This is a genomic window from Bacillus solimangrovi (assembly GCF_001742425.1).
Lineage (GTDB): Bacteria > Bacillota > Bacilli > Bacillales > Bacillaceae_N > Bacillus_AV > Bacillus_AV solimangrovi.
Genome location: NZ_MJEH01000024.1, coordinates 1 through 23,144 on the forward strand (window position 1 = coordinate 1; position 23,144 = coordinate 23,144).

Annotated in this window: 21 protein-coding genes; 5 read left to right on the forward strand and 16 right to left on the reverse strand. The window is 34.4% G+C overall.

Annotation, left to right across the window (positions count from 1 at the left end):
• Positions 1-1,530 (forward strand): IucA/IucC family protein (locus BFG57_RS10030; protein WP_069717361.1); only part of this gene is annotated, 1,530 nt, incomplete at its 5' end.
• A 177-nt stretch (positions 1,531-1,707) separates the two neighbouring features.
• Positions 1,708-2,625: a DMT family transporter gene (locus tag BFG57_RS10035; RefSeq protein ID WP_069717362.1), complete on the forward strand. Its 918-nt coding sequence runs from the start codon at positions 1,708-1,710 to the stop codon at positions 2,623-2,625.
• A gap of 44 nt (positions 2,626-2,669) precedes the next feature.
• Here the strand turns inward: BFG57_RS10035 and BFG57_RS10040 are convergent, their stop codons facing one another.
• Complete coding sequence (locus tag BFG57_RS10040; RefSeq protein ID WP_069717363.1) at positions 2,670-2,882, reverse strand: hypothetical protein; 213 nt, start codon at positions 2,880-2,882, stop codon at positions 2,670-2,672.
• Positions 2,883-3,126: 244 nt separating this feature from the next.
• Between BFG57_RS10040 and rsgA the strand changes: the two genes are divergently transcribed.
• Complete coding sequence (gene rsgA / locus BFG57_RS10045) at positions 3,127-4,182, forward strand: ribosome small subunit-dependent GTPase A (protein ID WP_069717364.1); 1,056 nt, start codon at positions 3,127-3,129, stop codon at positions 4,180-4,182.
• 652 nt (positions 4,183-4,834) lie between these two features.
• Positions 4,835-5,314 (forward strand): CPBP family intramembrane glutamic endopeptidase, encoded by a 480-nt coding sequence (locus tag BFG57_RS19415; protein WP_281186660.1) that lies wholly within the window; start codon positions 4,835-4,837, stop codon positions 5,312-5,314.
• 144 nt (positions 5,315-5,458) lie between these two features.
• Here the strand turns inward: BFG57_RS19415 and BFG57_RS10055 are convergent, their stop codons facing one another.
• From BFG57_RS10055 to BFG57_RS10095, 9 genes are all read right to left on the reverse strand, one after another.
• Entirely contained in the window at positions 5,459-6,508 is a 1,050-nt protein-coding gene (locus BFG57_RS10055; protein WP_069717366.1) for an NAD(P)H-dependent flavin oxidoreductase, read from the reverse strand.
• 459 nt (positions 6,509-6,967) lie between these two features.
• Positions 6,968-7,873: a DUF1002 domain-containing protein gene (locus BFG57_RS10060; protein ID WP_069717367.1), complete on the reverse strand. Its 906-nt coding sequence runs from the start codon at positions 7,871-7,873 to the stop codon at positions 6,968-6,970.
• Between the two features lie 305 nt (positions 7,874-8,178).
• Positions 8,179-8,385, reverse strand: coding sequence for a zinc ribbon domain-containing protein (locus BFG57_RS10065; protein WP_069717368.1), 207 nt, complete (start codon positions 8,383-8,385; stop codon positions 8,179-8,181).
• A gap of 212 nt (positions 8,386-8,597) precedes the next feature.
• Positions 8,598-11,687: an efflux RND transporter permease subunit gene (locus BFG57_RS10070; protein ID WP_069717369.1), complete on the reverse strand. Its 3,090-nt coding sequence runs from the start codon at positions 11,685-11,687 to the stop codon at positions 8,598-8,600.
• On the reverse strand, positions 11,680-13,035 hold the full coding sequence (locus tag BFG57_RS10075) for an efflux RND transporter periplasmic adaptor subunit (RefSeq protein ID WP_069717370.1): 1,356 nt from the start codon (positions 13,033-13,035) through the stop codon (positions 11,680-11,682). The genes BFG57_RS10070 and BFG57_RS10075 overlap by 8 nt, the downstream gene beginning before the upstream one ends.
• Before the next feature lie 154 nt (positions 13,036-13,189).
• Positions 13,190-13,753, reverse strand: a complete 564-nt coding sequence (locus tag BFG57_RS10080; RefSeq protein ID WP_069717371.1) for a TetR/AcrR family transcriptional regulator — start codon at positions 13,751-13,753, stop codon at positions 13,190-13,192.
• A 156-nt stretch (positions 13,754-13,909) separates the two neighbouring features.
• On the reverse strand, positions 13,910-14,707 hold the full coding sequence (locus BFG57_RS10085) for an MBL fold metallo-hydrolase (protein WP_069717372.1): 798 nt from the start codon (positions 14,705-14,707) through the stop codon (positions 13,910-13,912).
• A gap of 119 nt (positions 14,708-14,826) precedes the next feature.
• The gene (locus BFG57_RS10090) at positions 14,827-15,534 is read right to left on the reverse strand and encodes an aspartate/glutamate racemase family protein (protein ID WP_069717373.1); all 708 of its coding nucleotides are present in this window, start codon (positions 15,532-15,534) and stop codon (positions 14,827-14,829) included.
• A 128-nt stretch (positions 15,535-15,662) separates the two neighbouring features.
• The gene (locus BFG57_RS10095) at positions 15,663-16,109 is read right to left on the reverse strand and encodes an SRPBCC family protein (RefSeq protein ID WP_069717374.1); all 447 of its coding nucleotides are present in this window, start codon (positions 16,107-16,109) and stop codon (positions 15,663-15,665) included.
• Between the two features lie 141 nt (positions 16,110-16,250).
• On the opposite strand from BFG57_RS10095, the gene BFG57_RS10100 reads away from it, so the two are divergent.
• The gene (locus BFG57_RS10100; RefSeq protein WP_069717375.1) at positions 16,251-17,045 is read left to right on the forward strand and encodes a helix-turn-helix domain-containing protein; all 795 of its coding nucleotides are present in this window, start codon (positions 16,251-16,253) and stop codon (positions 17,043-17,045) included.
• An 87-nt stretch (positions 17,046-17,132) separates the two neighbouring features.
• On the opposite strand, the gene BFG57_RS10105 is transcribed toward BFG57_RS10100, so the two are convergent.
• The 6 genes from BFG57_RS10105 to BFG57_RS19260 all read right to left on the reverse strand — a co-directional run bounded on the left by BFG57_RS10105 (position 17,133) and on the right by BFG57_RS19260 (position 23,102).
• Positions 17,133-19,229 carry a heavy metal translocating P-type ATPase gene (locus tag BFG57_RS10105; protein WP_069717376.1) on the reverse strand — a complete coding sequence of 699 codons (2,097 nt, stop codon included), beginning with the start codon at positions 19,227-19,229 and terminating at the stop codon, positions 17,133-17,135.
• A 21-nt stretch (positions 19,230-19,250) separates the two neighbouring features.
• A complete protein-coding gene (locus BFG57_RS10110; RefSeq protein WP_069717377.1) occupies positions 19,251-19,616 on the reverse strand; it encodes an ArsR/SmtB family transcription factor in 366 nt (121 codons plus the stop codon).
• A 91-nt stretch (positions 19,617-19,707) separates the two neighbouring features.
• Positions 19,708-20,319, reverse strand: a complete 612-nt coding sequence (locus BFG57_RS10115; protein WP_139125103.1) for a ZIP family metal transporter — start codon at positions 20,317-20,319, stop codon at positions 19,708-19,710.
• Between the two features lie 151 nt (positions 20,320-20,470).
• Positions 20,471-21,235: a cytochrome c oxidase assembly protein gene (locus BFG57_RS10120; protein ID WP_069717379.1), complete on the reverse strand. Its 765-nt coding sequence runs from the start codon at positions 21,233-21,235 to the stop codon at positions 20,471-20,473.
• 287 nt (positions 21,236-21,522) lie between these two features.
• Positions 21,523-22,458 carry a manganese-dependent inorganic pyrophosphatase gene (locus tag BFG57_RS10125; RefSeq protein ID WP_069717380.1) on the reverse strand — a complete coding sequence of 312 codons (936 nt, stop codon included), beginning with the start codon at positions 22,456-22,458 and terminating at the stop codon, positions 21,523-21,525.
• A gap of 125 nt (positions 22,459-22,583) precedes the next feature.
• Entirely contained in the window at positions 22,584-23,102 is a 519-nt protein-coding gene (locus tag BFG57_RS19260) for a general stress protein (protein WP_069717381.1), read from the reverse strand.
• Positions 23,103-23,144: the final 42 nt, after the last annotated feature.

Consider the following 23,144-nt stretch of genomic DNA (forward strand, 5'->3'; position numbering starts at 1 on the left):
AAGGAAGGTTGGGAAGGTGATCAAGAAGCGATTGATGTATTCAAACATGATCTAACAAATAGCTCTGCGAACCTTACATTTGCTTATGCTCATTATGAAAATAAGCAACAAAACTTTATGTTTAATGAGCTTACATCTCATTCACATGCCTATGCATTCACTGAACAATCCGTTATTGAGGGACACCCTTGTCATCCAGGTGCAAAATTGAAAAAAGGATTATCTCCAAGTGAAAATTATCAATATTCTGCCGAATTCCAAAACTCTATTCACTTAGCATTCATAGCGATCCATCACTCCTTAGTGAGCGTTGCTACTCTAAATAATGATTGGAATAAAATGCTTTTTTCATATGAACCTTCTTTGAAAGCTACATTTCAAGAAACACTTATCAAACATAACAAGCAAACTGAAGACTATTTCATCTTGCCAATTCATCCGTGGCAGATGGAAAAAGTCATACCAACTATGTACGCTGCAGAATTGGATAAGTTTTTGTTAATTGATGTTCCTTACAACAATTCTGCTTATTATGCAGGTATGTCTTTTCGAACGCTCTTTCCAAAAGTAATTGAAGGACTTAAACCACACTATAAACTTACAACAAACGTGCATTTGACAGGAGAAGTTCGAACATTATCTGAGCAAACCATTCATAATGGCCCATTAATGAGTGAGATTTTGACATCCATTACAAAAACTGATCTCCTAATAAATGAGCGTACGTTTATACCTATTGTCGAACTTGGCGGACTTCATTTCTTAAAAGAATCAGATAATGAACCATTAAGGACAGAACGAAGTGAGAATTTGGCGTGTGTCATTCGTGAGAACCTCTATCACTACATTGAGGAGAATGAAATTCCTATTGTTGGTTCTGCGTTACTTTCAACGAATACAACTAATGAATCAACTTTACTCGTACAACTTATTTGCCAGTATAAGCAAACTTACGAAATTGATTGTTTAAAAGATGCTGTTCATTCATTTTTACAGAAATATGTACAAAATATCATTTCAGGAGTAATCCCTTTACTCGTTAAATACGGAATAGGATTAGAAGGACACCTTCAAAACACTGTCCCAGTCTTTCATCAAGATGGAACTCCTACAAAAATATTAATTAGAGATTGGGAGGGAATTCGTGTTGATAAAGAACGATTATCAAAAGCTGGATTTGATCTAACTAAATTTCATGCCAAATCTCGCATTTTAACAGACAGCTTAAAATCAGTACGCAACAAAGTTTTCTACTCTGTTGTTCAAAACCACATAGGGGAACTCATTCTTCAACTAACTAAAGAATTACGTGATATAGATGAGCAATTTCTATGGAATATCGTAAAAAAACAAATTGATATGACCTTCGAAAACCTTCAACATAATGGTGCCGATGTACAATCAATAAATGAAGATCGAAACATTTTTTTTAACAAAGAAATTGATTACAAAGCCGTTACGACAATGCGTATGCTAGGTGAAGCACATGAGTATTCATATGTTAAAGTAAGCAACCCTCTTTCAAATTGATGTTTTTGTCATGTGTCTATTCGAAATCCCTTTTTATAGATCTTAAAAAACAATATTCCGAAAAAAACGTAGAATCAAATGAGATTCCACGTTTTTTTCTATGTAAACACCTTATCTCTCATGTTATAATTCTAAAAATTCAAACTTTTAGAAAGGTTGTTTTTTATGGGGACCAATATGGCGTTAAAAACAAAAGCACCAATACAAAACACTTACTTATACAGTCTTCTACTATTAACGATATCTGCGTTGTTAACAAGTGCCAACCAAGTTTTCTATGCAAAACAAGTTCAGACCATAAACCCAATCACATTTACATTTATTAGCTTTCTGTTATGTATGATTATGTTCCAGACCATTCACTATCTAAAAAAAGATACTAGCAAGAACAGTAAAACTTCATATCGAGATATAGTACTCTTAAATATAAGTACAGTAGTAGCATTTGTGAGCTTCTATTTCGCACTAAAATACATTGAACCAGCAGTTGTAAGTGCAATTGAAATGGGTTTAGCACCATTCTTTCTGCTCGTCTTCTCAACTTGGCTCTATCCTTCGAGGAAGGCATCTGTTAAGGATTATTTCATAAGTGCTGGTGTTTTAACAGGTAGTCTTTTTTTATATTGGACAACAATCAATGGTCAATCTGGCCTTGGGGTTATACCAGGAGATACTTTATTCAAAGGAATTAGCGCAGCACTCTCATGTAGCATCGGAGCTGTGTTTGCGACAATTTACTCAAAACGGTTAAGTAATCAAGGTTGGCATGCTGAAAAAATAATGGCTCATCGCTTTTATGCAATCATTATCTTCTCAGCTTTATTTGCTAGTAAGTCCTTACCAAACGTACTTATTAATCACTGGGAATGGATTTTAATCGCAAGTATTGCAGGCGTTATTCTACCGCTCTACCTAATGCAAATTGGTATCCAATTCTGTGACCCGTTTGTTGTAATGATGAGCATATGTCTCATTCCTATCTTCACATTCTTCTTTCAATTATTCGATCCACGTATTGTTTGGTCTACACAAACGTTATTCGGAATTCTGTTACTTACATTTGCAACTGGACTAAGTATGTACCAGAAAAAATAATAAGGATAGGAAAAAGCCAGTTAAATCTAGCTTTTTTCCTATCCTTATTTTGATTTAAACCGCTCTACATATCGTTTATGATCATATTCACGATGCAAATAATCACGCGTTTCAAATTGATAAAAATTTCCTATTCCAAGCAATCCACAAAGTAGGACGAAGCCAATCCCAAACGCTACTTGATAATTTCCAACAAAGAATGCAACGATTGAGACGATAGCTAATCCGATTAAAATAAGCAATACAATTTTCTTCATTCACATCGCTCCATTTTCTAGATTCTTATATATATTCTATTATAACATCCCTTCTGCTTACAAATACTTTCAATTGCGATCCACCGCTATAACAGCTAAACTAAAAGTAACATTATTAAAGGAGTGTGGGATATGATTGCAATGCAAATTCTTACCGTAAATAATTGGAGGAATTCTCGCTCTTAACTTAATCTTTCTAAAATGAGGGTTCCTCCACCTACTATAATTTCAGGAGGAATCAGAATTGAATCTTAATAAACTTGGATGGTCAGAAACTTATAACAAAGCATTTGAGCTTAAAAATACTGATGAAACATTTTACGTTGCAAGAATTGTCGGGCAAGGGACAGATCTTTATAAAATATATTCTGTACATGGCGAATCAGTCGCTAAGTTGTCAGGTAAATTTTATTACAACGTAACTGAGCGTAGTGAAATACCAGCTGTAGGTGATTGGGTAATCGTTAAGGGCAACCATAATGAGGCTGTTGTTATCCACGATCTTTTACCGAGAAAAAGTCACTTTTCTCGAAAAATACCGGGAAAAACAACTGAAGAACAAGTCGTAGCAGCAAATATTGATACTGTTTTTCTTGTTTCAGCACTTAATAAGGACTTCAATCCCCGTCGAATCGAACGGTATTTAACACTCGCTTGGGAGAGCGGCGCAAACCCTGTTATCGTGCTTAATAAAGCAGATTTGTGTGACGATCTCACCTTAAAACTAGCAGAAGTGGAAGGCATTGCGTTTGGTGTACCGATTCATACAATAAGTTGTAAAACTGGGCAAGGTATCGCTCAACTTAAGTCATATTTCTCTACTGGGCAAACTGTTGCTTTAATCGGTTCCTCTGGTGTTGGAAAATCAACAATAACCAACGCTCTTATAGGTGATTCACACCAAGCAGTACAAACAATTCGTGAAGATGATGACAAGGGTCGCCATACAACAACATCCCGTGATTTAATTCTGCTTGAACAAGGTATGATTATAGATACACCAGGAATGCGAGAATTGCAATTATGGGCGTCAGATTCTTCGTTATCCGATGCTTTTCAAGATATTGAATCACTTGCAAATCAATGTCGCTTTCGGGACTGTCAACATGTCAATGAACCTCATTGTGCTGTTAAAAAAGCAATTAATAACGGTGAATTAACTCAAGCACGTTATGAGAGTTATAAAAAGCTTCAAAAGGAACTAGCATTCTTTGCAGATCCAGAACAATATAAACGACAGAAAGATATTATAGAAATGAAAAATCGTAAAATGGCTGAACAAGCAAGAAAGAAGAAGTAACAAAGCAAAAAGGTTAGGGTATTTTCCTAAGTAGTTCAGATAACGTGAGAAACAATGGAATTAGAATTAGCATTGGGAATCGAGTATGAAATCGCAAAGATTTTATACTCGATTTTTCTATTGATATGTATAGGGCATTACTTTTTTCATTCCCTGATTAATAGAATAACAATAGATTGTTTCGCTTTGTTATTTAGGATGCAAATAATGTTATAAATCCAGATGTTAAAAATTAACAATAGAAACAGGTGCTTTATGTTAAACTGATTAACTAAGAAAAAATGTTATTGTTCCGTTAACTGTAAATACCATAAAACAAATTAACAGATGATAAATGGAGGGATTATACATACTATACTTTAGGGCAAATACATTACTCATACTTTTATCGAGTTTTTTTCTCTCAGGCATTATTCTTTTTTCATACAGGTTGTTTATTTGGGGAATGTTATCAATCTTGTTCTTTCTCTTCTTCTACATTTTAACCCCTAAATATCGTTCTACGGTTTGTTTATTTATATTCTTTTTGTTAGGGCTATTAATGTTTCAAATGGTATCCAATTATTATACTCAATGGGACATATCAAAAGAGATGAAAATCATTTTAAACAGAAGTTCACTTCTACTTATTATATGTGGACTATTGCTTTCAATGTTGATATCCAAGCAAAAAGTATTTCTTTATACAGCATTACCAGATTGGGGAAAACGCATAGTATTACCATTTCATTCAATTAAAATATCTTATTTTCTATTTTTCGGACTACTTGGTTCAACTACAATCTTTATACCTTTGTTGTTCCTTGAGGGTATAAACTATACAACATCCTTTGTAATATATGGTATATTTTTCTCCATCATAAACGCTTTCCTAGAAGAGTTTATGTGGAGAGGGATCATGTTATCTAGTTTAAAAAGAAATGTCTCGACTTTTTTTGCCGTTCTCACTACCAGCATTGGATTCGGTCTCTTGCATATATCGATAGGAATCCCTTTGATAATGAGTTTACTTTTTTCATTAGGAGGGCTTTTCTACGCATTTGTAGTTTTAAAGACCAATAGCATATACCCAGCCATAGTCTTTCATTTTATTATTAATGTAGGTATGGTTTTTAACGGCTGGATATTTTAACGCATTCCTAAAAAATACATTTTCCGATAAAGTATTCTACACAATAAAAGCTCGGAGGTTAATCTCTGACCTTTTATTGTGTGATTTACCGTGTGAATATAACTGTTTTTTAGCTTGTTATCTTCAATTTTCGCCTAACCATTTTTACATTAATATGTTATTCATTTCATCCATCACTTGCTCAATTAGCTGCTGAGCAGATATTGCACGACTTAAACGTGGACTTTGACCAGACCATAATGACATAAAATCAGAATTAGACTGTTTTCCAGCTTCTTTTCTCAAGCCTTTAGTTAACGTGTTTTGAATCGGATAAGGTGGAAGTTCCTTATCGTACAAGTTCATTTGTTCAATAAAATAATTGTTGATTCCCCTTGCAAATTTTCCTGAAAATGCTTTTGTTAAAATCAGTTCATCTTCGTTCGCTTCCAAAACTGCTTTTTTATAAACCTCGTTCGCACCACTTTCTGTACATGTAAGAAAAGCCGTTCCCATCTGTGCACCCTGCGCACCTAAACACATTGCAGCACTCACGCCTCTTCCGTCCATAATACCACCAGCAGCGATCACAGGAATGGTTACATTGTCAGCCACTTGGGGAACTAGAGACATTAATCCAATTAAACTATGGTCTGTTTGATGAAGAAAATTCCCTCTATGTCCACCTGCTTCACTACCCTGTACAACAATTGCATCTAACCCTAGCCTTTCGATCTCTTGTGCTTCAACAACTGTAGTTGCAGTTCCAATGACTACTGTTCCATTTTGGTGAAGTGCTTCAATCACGCCTTTATTCGGCAAACCGAACGTAAACGAACAAACCGAAGCTCCTTCCTCTAATATAACCTGTAGTTGATCTTCAAAATTTGAATCATAATGCCGAACAACTTCTTCCTTAAGCTCCAACTGCTTACGAAACGGCTTCATGTATGTAAATGAATCATCTGCTAATGATTCGTTGTATTGAACATGCTCAGGAACAAATAGGTTAATGCCAAAAGGATTGGCTGTTGTTGCTTTCACATCTCGAATCTGTACGCGTAAATCATTCGCAGTCATATAACCTGCTCCTATATTACCAAGACCTCCTCCATTAGACACAGCAGATACAAGAGATGTAGTTGTCATTCCACCAGCCATTGGCGCTTGAATAATCGGATACTTAATTTTCAGCAACTCTAATAACCTACTCATTCTCTCTCCCCTTTCCCAAATTCCTATAATAATGAAACCGATATCTTGTCACCGCTATAACAAACCATTCAAATATAAAGTTTCGCTCAAAATTTAGGAAAGCCTTCTGATTACTATTTATTTTATAATTTGATATTCTAATTATCTTTAAGCTTCTTACTTAAATCCTTTATACTTGTTTTATTTTTGCATCAGCACCAATGATTTTCAGGTGTTTTATGCATTTATCAATAATCTGGTGATCTTTAATATCCATGTTCATTTCTATTTCACAATAAAAAGGTGCAAATTACCTGATTAGCAGATAATCTACACCTTGTTCTTTCAGTTACTAACCAATAATCACCAGTAGATAATAAATAACTAACAATTATACTACTAACATATCTTCAATGGTTTTCTCTTACTACGAAATACTTATTAAATCACTTCTACTGAATAATGATAGGGTGTTATTAATTATTTCAAAACTGAACGTATTGCTTCAATAAACCCATTAAAGAAGTCAACAATCTTTTGCCAAAACCCTTCATCCTCTGAAATCTCTTCTATTTTCTTCGAAATTCCAGAAGTTAGTTCTTCCAACTGATTTTTCACTTGCTCAAAATCAATATCAAGTGCTCTCATTTTATCAAACAAATTTATTAGTAGCTGGCGATCTTCATCACTTAATTCGATATTGATTTTATTCAATTCTTCTTCAACAATCTCCTGTACTTCTTCTTTCGTAATTGGACTTTGTTCTGCTATTTGTTTTTTTATTTGTGTAATAAGCTCGTTTGCTGTTTCACCATCAAGACCTTCTTGCTTAGCAAGTTCAGTAACAATACCTAACTCTTCATTTGCAATTTCCAAACGTTCGCCATTCAATTCTTCGCCACCACTTACTTCATATGCCTTATAGATACCAGTTAATGCAGAATGTCCTGTTACTTTTACAGGAGAAGCTACATTTACTTGAGCATCTTCAATTCCAGCAGTTAATAATGCATTAGCATACATTTCATTTGTTACCTCAGTAATATTTTCAGGAGTAAGTTGATTGATGACAAGTCCCTCTCCCTTATCAGTTCGTGTTATTTTTGCAGATGAAAACATACGAGAGTTAGAATCGCCATCTATATATTTCTTAATATCAGCACCCGTTACAGTTATCTCACTTACTTCACTATCCCCATGAACATCTAGTAACTGCTTTACTTGCTCTTGCTGTTCGGTAGTCAGTGAACCCCCATAGGCTACAATTGGAGGGCCAAACTTTTCATTAATTACAGTACCTTCACCTGAATCAGCTTGTACAGGATGATTAATTCCAAAACCTACGAATAAAGAAGTGATGATTAATAGGTGAATAAGTCGCTTCATAATTTTCTCTTCTCCTTTTCATTCATCCGATAGTTAGAACATATAAACTATTTAGAGACTTATATTTGTGTCTTACTAAGTTGTTCGTCATGCTTAAGGAAAATAAGTCTTAACTAAGGGTACTTACTATAAATTGGAATCATAAATTTTATTGACACAAGAGAATAACTATACAAGATCCATTACCCTTACATCACTCACATAATTCGTGTAGGACTGAAGCCTAGTCTTATATTTTCGCACTTAATAAAAAAAGATGATCACCTATAAATTTAAGGTAATCATCTTTAATCTAGATATCATTATTAACCAAAAAAGTAATCTAGTATATTCGATCCCGTTGAAGCTTCTTTATTATAAAACTCAGAGTATCCACAATTCTTACAATATACGACTAGAAACTGATTGTTTTGAATATCGAACATTTTCGACAAGCCTGTACCCGTCATCGCTACTTCCTTCTGACCAACATGAGTACTGCCACATTTCATGCACCCTTTTTGATCACTCATTCAAATCACTCCCCCTTATTATCAAATATATACGTTCTCAAGATCCTTTAGTTTCACTTAACATACTATATATTCCTTTACAAAAAATAATCAAAATATGTTCCTTAAAAATCTGTTCTTAACACTTATTTATTTCAGTTTCTATATTTTGAAAAGTGGTAATACTATACATTCTCGCCATCCGCAAAAGTACTACCTTATTAAAAATACTATTACACTTGTATATCATGTTGCTGATCCACTCGCTGCGATGACTTTCTACCTTGAATTTTATCTAGCAAAGTCATAACAATCTCGTTCAATACTGGTATTAATACAAGTGTTAACGCTGTTGACAACATGATTCCAAACATTAATGCAACAGCCATTGGAGAGAACAAGCCATTTCCGGATACGGCTAACGGAAGAAGACCAAACACTGTAGTCGTAGCACCGATTAAAATTGGGCGAACACGGCTCTTAACCGAGTTAGCCGTTGCCTCATGAATGCTCTTACCATTTTCTATTTCTCTGTTCATGAAATCAGTCAAAATAAGTGCATTGTTAATTACAATCCCACTTAGTGAAATGACTCCTAATACTACAGTAAATGACAACGGCAAACCAAATATAAGCAAGCCTAAAAATGAACCAAACATAGCAAGAGGAATAGATACAAATATAATCAATGGCTGAACAAATGATTTGAATTGAACAAACATAATTATAAACATCACTGCAACTGCAATGATCGCAAACGAAGCCGCCGCACCGAAGTTGTTTTCTATATCTTGTTTTTCCCCTGCAAAATCTAACATTACATTACCAGTATCAATTCCACTCATTTCACTTTCTAATTGATCTTGAATTTCAACAGCACTGTACCCATCCTTAGCATAGCCTGATACTTCAACAACATATTGACGATCATATTTATAAATGACTGATAACTCTGGTCGTAATTGTACATTTGCAACCTGCTTTAGTGGAACTTTTACTCCTGTAACACTAGATTTAATTGCTAATGACTCTAGCTCTTCAATAGAATTAATATTCGATTTTACAACTAGATCATATTCATCACTCTTTGTACGATAAGTGGAGGAGGTTAAACCATTTAATGCTAAGGCAATTTGCTTTTGAATATCATATTTACTTAATCCGACTTGAGTTGCTAGATTTGTATCAACATCAATATAATACTGATATTCTAAATCAGCACTATCATCTAGTACATTTACAGCACCAGGGAGCTCTACTAACTTACCTGAAACAACCTTTGCTATATTCTTAATTTCCTGAATGTCCTCTCCTAGCACACGTATTTGTATTGGTGCTCCACCTGGTGGACCTTGTTCAATTTCTTTCACTACAGCTTCTACACCAACAAGACTTTTATCAATTCTCTCTTGAAGATAATCAACTAATTGTGGCTTACTCTCAAAACGTTCACTCTGCTCAAGGTCAATGTCTAACTTGACTTGTGCAGCATCAGCTGACTCTCCTCCACGGAATACCGTTACAAAGAACCTAGGTAAACCACCACCTACAGCTGATGTATAACTTTTCACCTCAGGCTCTTCGCTCAATATGTCTTCAACTGTTTCTATTACACTCTCAGTTATCTCAATATCATTACTCTCCAACGTATTAATATCGATATACAACATATCTTTGTCTGCTTTCGGGAAGAAAGAAAGACCTAATAATGATTGTGTAAATACCATAGCTGCAAATAATACAATTGTAAGTATAGGTGCCAATACCTTTCGCTTTGATACATAAGCATGTGCATTTACGAAGAAATGGAACAACTTTGTTTTCCTTTGCGGTTTGCTCTGCTCTGCGCTAGGTAATGCCACATATGAAAGCATCGGGATTACAAATAACGCTGTTAAATACGAAGCAATTAAACTGACCATAACAACCTTTGGTAAACTATTTAAAAATTCACCAGACGCACCAGGAATGATTAACAAGGGCGTGAAAGCAGTTAATACTGTTAACAATGATGCAAACATAGGTACAGCAACATCCTTAGTTCCTTCAACACATGCTTTCAAACGCGCTTCTCCATCATCAAGCCTCTTACGAATAGAATCACTAACAACAATAGAGTTATCAACAAGCATACCCAGTGCAATAATTAACCCAGCAATTGATATTTGCTCAAGCTTAACACCCATTACATACATAACCCCAAATGTTGTAAAGATTGCTAGTGGTAATGCTGTTGAAATAACAATCGCGCTACGCCAGCCCATTCCAATTAATGCAACGATAATGACTAAAATAACTCCAATAACGAGATTTATAATAAAGTCAGAAATCGACTTATCTACATCATCTGGTTGAAAAACAACTTCATCAACATGTAAATCTGACGGAACATTATGATTAAGCATATCTAACTTCTTTTTCAGATCTTCTCCAATTGCAACACTATTTTGCGATTTTTCAAAATACAATGCTAGTAATACTGATTCCTCACCATTATGACGAATTCTTAAATCACGGTCACTTCGTTCAAACTTAACATCTGCTAGATCACGTATTCGAATAACCGCACCTGTTTCTTGTGAAACATCTACGATCATATTCTCAATCTCATCTAATGATTCAAACAAACCTTCCGTTTTCACATTAATCTTTGATGAACCCTCACCAATTGACCCTGATGATATGTTGATATTTTGTCCACTTAGAAGTGTAAGAATATCATCAAGTGAAAGTTGATAAGATGCTAATTTTGTATGATCGACTTCAACGACAATTCGCTTCTCCTCACTGCCCTCTACATCAATTTTCCGTATTCCATCAACTAGTCTTAATTCACGCTTATAAACTTCTGCGTACTCCTCTAATTGTGCTTGCTCATAATTCTCACCTGTAAAAGCTAGAATGACTCCTGGTGTTTCAGTTAATTCTGTATCAATCTCCGGTTCCATTGCTCCATCTGGTAAATCAGACTTAACAGCATCAACCTTTGTACGTACATCATCAAATACTTCACCTGTATCTACATCTACATCAAACTCAACAATTACAATAGATAAATTCGAAACAGATGTAGATTCTAATTTCAAAATTCCATCAATATCTGATAGTTCATCCTCGATCGGTGTTGTTACAAGCTGTTCGATTTCAGAAGAAGAAGCTCCTGGATATATAGTGCTAATCAATGCAGCAGGTGACGTAACATCTGGAATCTCTTGCTTAGGAATCGCTCTATAACTAATCATTCCCGCTAAAATAACTAAGACAATTACAAAGAAGGTAACCTTTCGATTCACAATTGCTTTATAAATTGCACCCTTACTCATATTCCTTTACACCTTCTTCTAAACCCTTGTTCTCTAATTCACTCTTAGAACTCTTTTTCACCGTTGTAATAAGGCTTCCTGAACGTAGGTTTTTCATTCCTTTAATGACTAGCTTGTCACTATCTTTTAAACCTTTTACAGTTGCATTTGTGCCTTGAAGATCTTTTATTTCGATAATTTTCCTAATAGCTCTCTCCTCTTCAATCACATACACATAATCTTTCTCACCATCATTTAAAATGCTCGTTACTGGAATTGAAATCGCACTCTGTTCTCCTGTTTCGAAATCTACCTCAGCAACCAATCCTAATGGTAGATCTAATTCGTTTTCAAACGCTATCTCTGTTTCAAATGTGCGAGTCTGCATATCAGGTGTATCACTAATATAAGTTACAATTCCGTTATACGCTTGATTGTTTATAGTTAAAACAACCTTTGTACCGTGTTCAACCTCATTAATATCTTGTTGTGTAATCCCTGTTTGCACAATTTTTTCTGGTGTGCGTAATACAGCAACTGGATAACCTGCACTAATCACTTCACCTGACTTTACTGGTAATTCACTAACAACACCAGACTGTTCAGCATAAATAACTGCATCTTGAAGCATCTTCTTCTGTGCATCTACATTTGCCTTAGACTGCTCAAGCTGACCTTTTAGTGCTTCAATATCTTCCACTCTTATCCCATTTTCTACATCTTTCGATACTTGTTGAGCATTTGCTAACCCAATTTCTGCTTGAGAAAGCTGTTGTTTCGTATTTTCAAAATCTTTCTGTTTCAATTCTCTCTCTAACACTAATTTATCTAGTTCGTTTTGAGCAACTACTCCTTCATCGTATAAAATTTTATATTTTGTAAGTTGATCTTCTACAAATTGATAGGCTTCTTCTGCCTGTTTCATAACTATTTTAGCCTGTTCAACAGAAACCTCAGCTTGACTAACAGCTAATTTTGCTTGCTCTTTATCTTCTAACGATGCTCCATTCACTGCTTTATCATATTGAGCTTTTGCTGACTGATACTGACCAATCGCAGCATTCACAGCATATTGAAGCTCTGTCGTTTCAAGTCTTGCAATCTCTTGACCTTTCTGAACATGATTACCTTTCTCTACTGAAAGGGACTGAACTTTACCTGACGTTTTAAAACTATATTTTTTTGTATCTTTCACAGTTACATTACCAAGATAATTCAAATAAATAGGAGCATTTTCTTCTTTTATTTGTTGTAATTCTACTACTACAGCCTTTTCAGACTGCGCTGAAGTTTCATCATTTGAACAACCTACCAACAATAGACTTAATCCGATAACAATAATAGACAACTGCTTCTCAAGCACTTTCATGACTTAGATATTCCCCTTCCAACCTTAATCTCTCTTCAAATTCATGTTCAATATACATAACTGACGAATCAGTCAGTTTAGATTATAAAAATTTGACTTTCACCTAAATACAATTAGTGGTAAAAGTCAAATTAACTCCATACCTATATCTAGCTTACATAATCATTCGAAATACTACACCAGCTAACAAATCAATGTATCTCTCATCAACACTATCTTCATTGAACCACTTATAATTCAGATGAATAAACATTGCATGAATTCCACTTGCTGCTATGTCTAATTCTTCATCAGAAAACTGATTATATGGTTCTGATGATCTAATGACCTTTTTTATAAACGCTACAATCGCTTGATCACGCTGCTCGATTATCTCATTTATACTAGGAGTTTCTACTTGGTTAGTGAATGTTAAGTTCGCCATTTTTCGGTTTTCATAAAAAAACCTAAAAGTATGATATATTAGCTCCTTTTTTCCATCTACATCATCTAATGGTTCTAATTGAATTGATAATTCTTCAAGGCTAAGCAATATTCTTTCTAGGAATTGATCGACTAACTTTGCATATATTTCTTCCTTGCTTTTAAAATATAAATAAAATGTACCTTGTGAAACACCAGCTTGCTTAACAATATCTGATACTCTTGTTAAGTGATAACCTTTTTCATGAAAGATAGATAAGGCTGCGTCTAACAATAGTTCATCAGTTTTCTTCATGCAAAAATTCCTCCCTAAATATAACTGACACGTCAGTCACATTTTTAAATTATAAATCGAATTAATACTCCCGTCAAACATTAATTCGATTTTAATTCCACTTAACTATGTAGCGCTATCTTGTCTAATGATTAAGATAGCACCTAACCGTTTTATTTAAACATATTCTCCAAGTACTGATCGAACAATATGGATTGAGTCCCACTCTCCATTCGATAGCGCTTGCATTGGTTGAGGTCTCGGATAGATCTCTTGATTAATCTCATTCATCGATAATCCTTGCTCATGTAAGTGAATAATCTCACCGCTTAACTCTTCTAAACAATTGAGCTTATTCTGAAGCACCTTACGCCCGTTATGATGGTAACCAGAATGACTACAAAACATCTCTTCAAAATCATAAGTCAATACGTTACGTATTGTCGCAATCGTTAGTGGAATTGATTCATCCTTAAGAATTAATTTAGGTTTAGGACTGACAAACAAATCTCCAGAAAAAAGAATTCCAGTTTCCGCTTCATATAAAGAAACATGATCGGCTGAATGACCTGGTGTATGAATCACATCCCAGCTCCTACTTCGTGACTCTACTTTCTTATCATATGGAAGAGCTTCAAATGGCTCCCTCACACCCCAAAACTTTTTACGATATTGAGCATAACTAGCAGGTTGTCTGCATATCTCAATTGACATCGGATGAATGTGTATTGGAATGTCCTTATTTTTCTGAAGCCATGCTGCTGTCCCTGTGTGATCTTCATGCCAGTGAGTTAGACTGACCATATCAATATTATGCTCTTCATAGAAAGGAATTAACCATCTTTGCAACTGAACCGTACTCGTATCAATAAGCATGCCATCAACAAAATACATATAGACCGAAATCGAAACGCCCTGGGCAGTCACTGTGCCTTTAACAGTCTTAACACCGTTCTGCTCTTCTATTTGTAACACTAACGGTCAACCTCTCTTTTTTAATATTGTATTTTTAAATGACTTTGACTATGTTCCTATATTATCATCATACGGTTTATGAACGATCAACACAATGAATTGTCATTCATTTTTGAAAATCAATAAGATGTGGCATTCTGTATTGCAAAGTCTGCTGCCTTGTTTGCATGAATTTTTGTCGTGTCAAATACAGGTACACTTACATCTAATTGTTTCACTAACATCGTAATTTCAGTACATCCGAGAATGATTGCTTCCGCTCCATTGTCAATAAGCTTTGCTATTATCTTTAAGTATTGCTGTTTTGATTCGTTTTTTACAACACCTAGACATAACTCATTGTAAATAATCTCGTGTATTATTTTTCGATCGTTATCATCTGGAACGACTATGTCTAGATCGTACTTTGATTGTAATCTTCCTTTATAGAAGTCTTGCTCCATTGTAAAATTTGTACCTAATAAGCCAATTTTTTTTAGCTTTTGCTTAATAATTTGTTCACCTGTCATATCAGCAATGTGAAGCAGTGGGATTGAAATGCCTGCTTGGACTTCATCAGCCATTTTGTGCATTGTATTTGTACAAATAATAAGAAAGTCAGCACCTGCTTTTTCGATATATCTTGCAGTCTCAATTAATTGTCTTGTCGCTTCATCCCATTGTCCACTCTCTTGAAGTTGCTTTATCATATGGAAATCAACAGAGTACAAGATACTTTTAGCAGAATGATGTCCACCAAGTTGCTCTTTTACCCTTTCGTTAATTAATTGATAATAGATAGCCGAAGACTCCCAACTCATACCACCCAGCATACCGATTGTTTTCATACGCTTCCGCCCCCCTAATTTCATTTTGTATCATTCTACCAATTATCATTGACGATATCTACATAAAAAAAGAACAGATTGCAAAGAAACACTTTGCGTGTCTGCCCCTTACACACAAATAATAGCTATCAACCAAAATTTAAAGCTCTTCCTGTCTCAGTTACTGTTTTGATATTACTAAGAATCATCCACCAATGTTGTTCTGCATTTTCATAAGCAGGATGATTATCCGTCCACTGATCATTAACGAGCGTTAATTTTGTACATGTACCTACAGTCTCTAACGAAAAAGTTACACGAGACTCTAGCTCTTCATGATTAGCATGATACGTCGAACTAGGATGTTCAAGATAACTTAGTACTTTATTCGGTTCATATGTTAAAATTTTTCCATACACATGAATTGTCTCATCCCCATCTTGACCTGGACCTACATACTCAAATGAGTCTCCTTCTTTGAAAGTTGATCGAATGACACATCCGAAGAAAGTTTTTCGAGTTCCTTCAGGCGTTACTAAAGTGTCCCATACATCCTCAGGTTGTGCATCAATGTAAAATTCATATTTCAAACGCATTCCATCACCCTCCTGAATTACATGTTAATATGCTACTGGTCTCAATTATAATCATTAGTGACATACAAGTATTGTAAAAACACGACACCCTTAACATGAAGTACAGCTTATTCAAATTTAAAATGGAAGGAAGTGATTAAGATGGAAACCAACGCTCAGAATAGCAACATGGGAGTTTTAAAAATAAAAGAAGCAACAAATAATTATACACTTACGCGATATCCCGCCTCTGAACATACAAGTTTCTTCGTCAAACATTATTGGTGTGTCAGTTGGGATGTATCTGAGAAGGAACAATTTTTACAAGATGTTATTCCGAACCCTTGTGTTAATTTAGTCGTTGAGCACAATAAAACAGGTATCTTCGGCCCAACAAAACGTAAATTCTCCTATCTAGTAAAAGGAAAAGGAATAGTATTCGGTGTAAAATTCAGACCTGGAGGATTCTATCCATTTATCAAAAAGTCTGTATCTGATTTATCAAGTTTGCCTATGAACGTTCAAGATGTTTTTGGAGTCTCTACCCAAACACTTGAAGAGACGATTCTTTTCGAACAAGACGCACAATTAGCTACTAAATATATAGAAAATATCATTGAGGAATCTCTTCCAAAAAGAGATGAGCAGATTACTTTCGTTAATCAAATTATTGATCTGATTATTTCAGAACAAAGTATCACTAAAGTTGAACACCTTTGCGACCATTTCCATATACACAAAAGAAAGCTCCAAAGGATCTTTCAACAATATGTAGGGGTAAGCCCTAAGTGGGTCATTAAACTTTATCGACTACAAAATGCTGCTGAAATTATCGAAAACAACAATGATCATAATTGGATTGATCTCTCAATGCAACTAGGTTACTATGACCAATCTCATTTTATAAGAGATTTCAAAACCATCATCGGTAAAACACCAGAGGAATATGCTAAGTAACAACGATAAAAACACTTATGCCCCCAATACTGTCAGATAATTCAACTAGTATTGTAAGGTTACATAAGTGTTTTTATGCCAATTTATCTACTCATTTTCGGATAGCTTGATTTGCTGTTCTTCTCCAAGCATAATCGTTAAGCTAATTAACGTGACTAAGATTGTAGCACCCATATCTGATAATATCGCAATCCATAGTGTTAGCATTCCTGGTATTGTTAGTAATAGCGCAATTAGTTTTAGCCCTAGTGCTAGTGAGATATTTACCTTTATTATTTTATTTACCTTTTTAGCTATTCTTACTGCAGACGGTAATTTCCCAAGATGATCTTGCATTAGTACAATATCAGCTGTTTCAATTGCACTATCTGTTCCTTTACCCATTGCAATACCCAAATCTGCTGTTGCTAAAGCAGGTGCATCATTAATTCCATCTCCAACCATAGCTACTTTACCTGTTTTAGTTAGTTGCTTTACTTTTGCTACCTTTTCATCTGGCAAAAGACTAGCATAATAATTCGTTAAACCTACTTGCTTTGCTACTTTTTCTGCTGTCTTATTATGATCACCCGTTAACATCACCGTATTTTCTACTCCAGCTAACTTAAGGTTTTCAATTATTACTTTACTTTCTTCTCTAATTTCATCAGTTATCCCAAATAACCCTAATACCTTTTCTTCATCTGAGACAATGACAAGTGTGTACCCTTCATTTTTTAATCGATTTATTTTTTCGGAAACATCAACAGGTAACGTAAAACTAATACTTTTCTCGTTTCCTACTTTATATTGTTTACCGTTAATAATAGCTGTTACGCCTTGACCTGAAATCGTATTTAATTCGTCAGGTTCTGTATAAGCAATCTGTTGTTCATCTACTTTTTTTATAATAGCTTTTGCTATCGGATGAGATGATGCTCTTTCAATTGAACCAGCAATATGAAGAAAACGATCTTCATCATTAACAACCATTTTTTCTACATATGGATGGCCTTTCGTAAGTGTACCTGTTTTATCAAACGCAATCGTGTCAATCTTCCCTAATTGCTCGAGGAATACGCCACCCTTTACTAGAATTCCGTTTCGAGCATTTCGAGCAATACCTGAGACAATTGCAATTGGTGATGACAAGATCAATGCACATGGACAGCCTACAATCAATACAGCCAAACCTTGATAAAACCAAGCACCCCAGTCCCCGTTAAATAATAACGGTGGCACGATCATCACAAGTACTGAAATCACCATAATCATTGGTGTATAATATTTTGCAAATCGATTTATGAATTGCTCTGTAGGTGTTTTCGTTTCTTGCGCCTCTTCTACTAAGTGGAGAATCTTTGCAAGCGAAGAATCTTTGTATTGTTTCGTGATTTTCACTTTTAAAATGCCTTCATTATTAATACTGCCACCGAAGACCTTTTCATCCGGTTCTTTTTCAACAGGCATTGCTTCTCCTGTTATGGCAGCTTCATTTACCGAACTTTTCCCAGAAGTGACAATTCCATCGGACGGAATTTTTTGTCCTGATTTAACGAGAACGATATCTCCTTCTTTCAAAATACCGATCGGAACAATTCGTTCTTGACCATTTTCAATCAATATGGCTTCTTTAGGAGCTACTTTTAATAACTCTTCCATAGATTTTCTTGCCTTCTCCATCCCTAGTCCTTCTAACAACTCATTTACTCCAAATAGAATTGCTACTAAGGTTCCTTCTTTCCATTCACCGATAGAGAATGCTCCGATTAACGCAATTGTCATGAGTGTATCAATATTGAACTTAAACTTAACGAGGTTTTTTGCCCCTTTAATAAACGTATTGTAACCACTAGCCGCTGCTGCAACTAAATACATTATGATTGGAATGATGTTATCTACTTGTGTATCAACATATATACCTGCTATGAAAATTAAGGCTGACATGGAGAGCAACATTTTCATACGATTATTATTAAAATGTGAATGATTATGGTCATGTTCATTGTTTTCTTTCGTAATTGTTGCACCATCTGAAGATAAGATCTTCTCAACCTTTTGCATATCAACGCCATCATTCAATACGAGCTTACTACTATTGTAGAGGATTCTCGAACCTTCACCATTTTCTAACTTATTAATTTCTTCTTCCATCTCTCTAGCACAGTTACCGCAAGAGAGACCTTGAAGTTTATACTCGTTCATTTGCTTCATCCCCCATACATATTAATGGTGTCTGGCATGGTGAATAGTCTGCTGTAACATGTTCATTACATGATCATCATCAGCCGAATAATAAAGATTTTTACCATCACGTCTATATTTGACTAACCTTAAGTTCTTCAAAAAACGTAGTTGATGTGAAACAGTCGTTTGAAGAAGGCATAATTTTTCAGCTATTTCATTTACAGAATGTTCTTTCTGTGCGATTAAGTGTAAGATTCTAACTCGGGTCGGTTCTGATAAAGCTTTAAATGTTTGAGTTACAATAAAAAGTGTTTCTTCATCTATTTCCACGCATTGTTCTTTTTCTAAATCATAATTTTCGTTATTAAGTTGTACTAACTTATTGTCTTTATTATTTTTCACCATAGGTTCACTCCTATTCTATTGCAACACATGAAGATATGTTCATATATTATGATTAAATCATAAAAAAATATTCTGTTTATGTCAAACAGAATTAGTTATTTTTTTCTAATAAGTGATGGACAGCATACAATAATGAACCTAAAGATATGCCTACCACCCAATTTTCTGTATGTACATTTACTTCATAAACCATCCCAATCAAAATCGATAAATAGAAAAATAGTGAAATCGCAATAACACAAGCAAATAACTTTCCCCATGTTGCACGCTGTTCATTCATTAATATTCCAATGATCGCAATTCCTTCAGCTAAATGATGAAAGAGCATACCTCTAAATTGACTTATCGCAAGTTCCATATCATTCATTGATATCATGCCTAATGAAACACCCATCGGTATACTATGTGCAATGAAACTAACAATAATCGCCAAAGTCGAAAAACGATAGTGATTCCCCTTATCTGTACTTGTAAAATACCGCTCAATTACTATAAAAACTGTTATTGCGGTAACTGAACCTATCACAATTCCACTGATATCATATTCACCGAGAATGTGAGGAATATACTCAATGACAATGACTAATAACATCCCAATGCCCAAGATTCGATTAAGCACATTCTGTTTATGACCGAATAAAGATAATGTCCAAGACCCAATTAAACTTCCAATTAACAAAGGCAACGTTATATAGATCCCCATATTCACAATCAATCCATTCACCCTCTTTCTAACTTACAGCAGAAAAGTTTATAACAGTCATTTTCTCTCTAATTTTATTCAAAAAAAAAGACAATCATTCTCTTTTATACAAGTTGGCATATGAAAAACGATTAAGCATTTCAATAAAAGACTATCTTCTATCTCTATTTTTAACCGTAATCGCGATTGCTAATTTATGAATCCCCATCATAACGATTCCTGCTACAACTTGGTCGAATCGGAAATTGTACCAGGTAGGCAATAATATCGACAAATCAGACTGATCAGGTACACATAACTCAGCAAATTGAGAAAGAAATGGAATACTCATTCCTCCAAGCAATCCTGTAGCTACATAGATCAGACAGGCTGGCATCAATACTATGTTATTAAGTGCTGCATACCTGCTTCTTTCATTCTCATTATTTAATGTAATCAAAGGGCTCCAAACATGAAGTGATAATACAAACAAAATGAGCATGTATCCTGTTTGTAGAGTGGGATATTGCAAGAAGAGATTGAACATAAATGACATATGATATAACAGAAACAGACAGGCAAAAATGAGAAGAGTTATTGTGTGTGATATAACGAATTTCTTTAATATTAATTGCTTTACCCGTTCTATAAAGGTGAGTGGTATCCCCATTAATAGAAGAGGAGGAACTATAAAAAAGAGAAGACTCATATAAGTCATATGAACCGTAAAAGAAGAATGTTTCAATATAGACAAAGGACTACCAATGATAATGTATATTAACAATAATCCGCTATAAAAGAGAACCATTTTCAAATGAGATCGTTCTGCTTCATGCAAATACCTCAATACAATTGTGTAAACAAGACCAACAATAATAAGGCCTATGAATAGAGGAACATTCCACACCATACCACCGCTCCAAAGAAAAGAAAACATGAACACCCTCCAATCTTCGCTCATACAACTATGAATCCATTGATACAAAAGAGATAGTCGAAACTAAAGAATGACTAATAACTTTTATTGAAGTTGAAAGCATACGCTACTTGATCAGAGTTCTACATTCTGTTCATGTTTATGATCATCTTTTAAGATTATTCTTGGTAAAACGACATATCAGAAGGAATCCAGTGATGAAGATCTGTTGAACAAAAAAATTAACTTGATACATTATATTTCAATGTAACAAGTTAATCTTAATAAGCTCATATGTGTTTTTTCACTTATCCAAGTTCACTAATCGCATTTGTCAATTGTGGCACTATTTGCTTTTTACGTGAAACAACGCCTTCAAGAACAGCTGAGTTGTTGTTTAATGTAACGTTGAACGCTTTTTCTACCGCTTGAGCTTTGTTACCAAGTGCGATTGCAACTGAGTTCTTATTAATGATATCAGTTAGAACAAATAAAAATAAGTCTAGTCCCTTTTCATCAATCACTTCTGAAACTGCTTTTTCTAATTCTTGTTGACGTGATAACACTTGATCTAAGTCAATTGCATTTACTTGTGCTACTTCAACTTTACTTGCGCCCATTTGAAATTCTTTCGCATCTAAAGAAATCAATGTTTCTACAGATTTATCACTTAAGTCTGCACCTGCTTTTAACATTTCTAAACCGTAAACCTCTGCATCTACACCAGCAATTTCTGCTAGTTCATACCCTGCATCAATATCTTGTTGTGTGCAAGTCGGTGATTTGAAAAGTAATGTATCAGAAATAATTGCAGATAACATTAATCCAGCAATTTCTTTTGAAATCGTAATACCATTCTCTTTATACATCTTATTTAAGATTGTAGCCGTACATCCAACTGGTTCTGCACGATAATAAAGTGGGTCACTCGTCTCGAAGTTTGCAATTCGATGATGATCAATTACTTCTGTAACTCTCACTTGATCAATATCCTCAACACTTTGTTGACGCTCATTATGATCGACTAAAATAACCTCATCCACTTCATTTGCAACAGTCGCTACTTTACGTGGCTGCTCTTGCTTAAAATAATTTAATGCAAATTGTGTTTCTTCATTGATATCACCTAGACGTACAGGTTCTACATCAGCACCTAATTGTTTCTTTAGATCTGCATAAGCAATCGCAGAACAAATCGTATCTGTATCAGGGTTTTTGTGCCCAAAAATAAGAATGTTTCCCATTGTATAACTCCTTCTCATGTTTTAATCAATTCTAAAGTAATTTTAACATTATTTATACTGCTTTTTAAATTAGAAAGGATAAAAATCCTACCATAAAAATATGATTTTTCTATTACGATAATAATTCACATCATTCTCTCAAAATCTTTGTTTAAACAAGCTTGTTTTAGCTTTCTTGTCTTTAAAAGGTGTTTGATATCAGACAGATTATCGTATGAAAGCTGAATGTAGAAATAGTTTATGTATTCAAGTATTGCAAAGATATAAATAAAAGTTACGATTAATACACTATTAAGAGAGAGTAGCGGATACCACACATAAATATCAATGATGATTACGAATGGTGACAAGATGATCAAACCTACATTATACTTTTTAAATCTCTTTAATAACCTTACGATTGAGCTCGGTGTTACAGATGTACCTTCTCTTTTTAGTCTTTTCCATTTTGAATACCAGTACACACTACCTTGTGCTAAAAGAAATTCTAAGAAAAAGAATGAACACCAAAAAGAATATAGAGAATACAATCGTATTTGAGGATAAAACTTATTCAACATAAAGCTTACAATAATAAACAAAAATATTGATATTGTTTCCCCACCATATAATAATACTAACCTTCTCTCTAATTTAGCTTTCAAATTAATTCCCTCACTTTTTCTATTTAGCATATAGTATTTTTA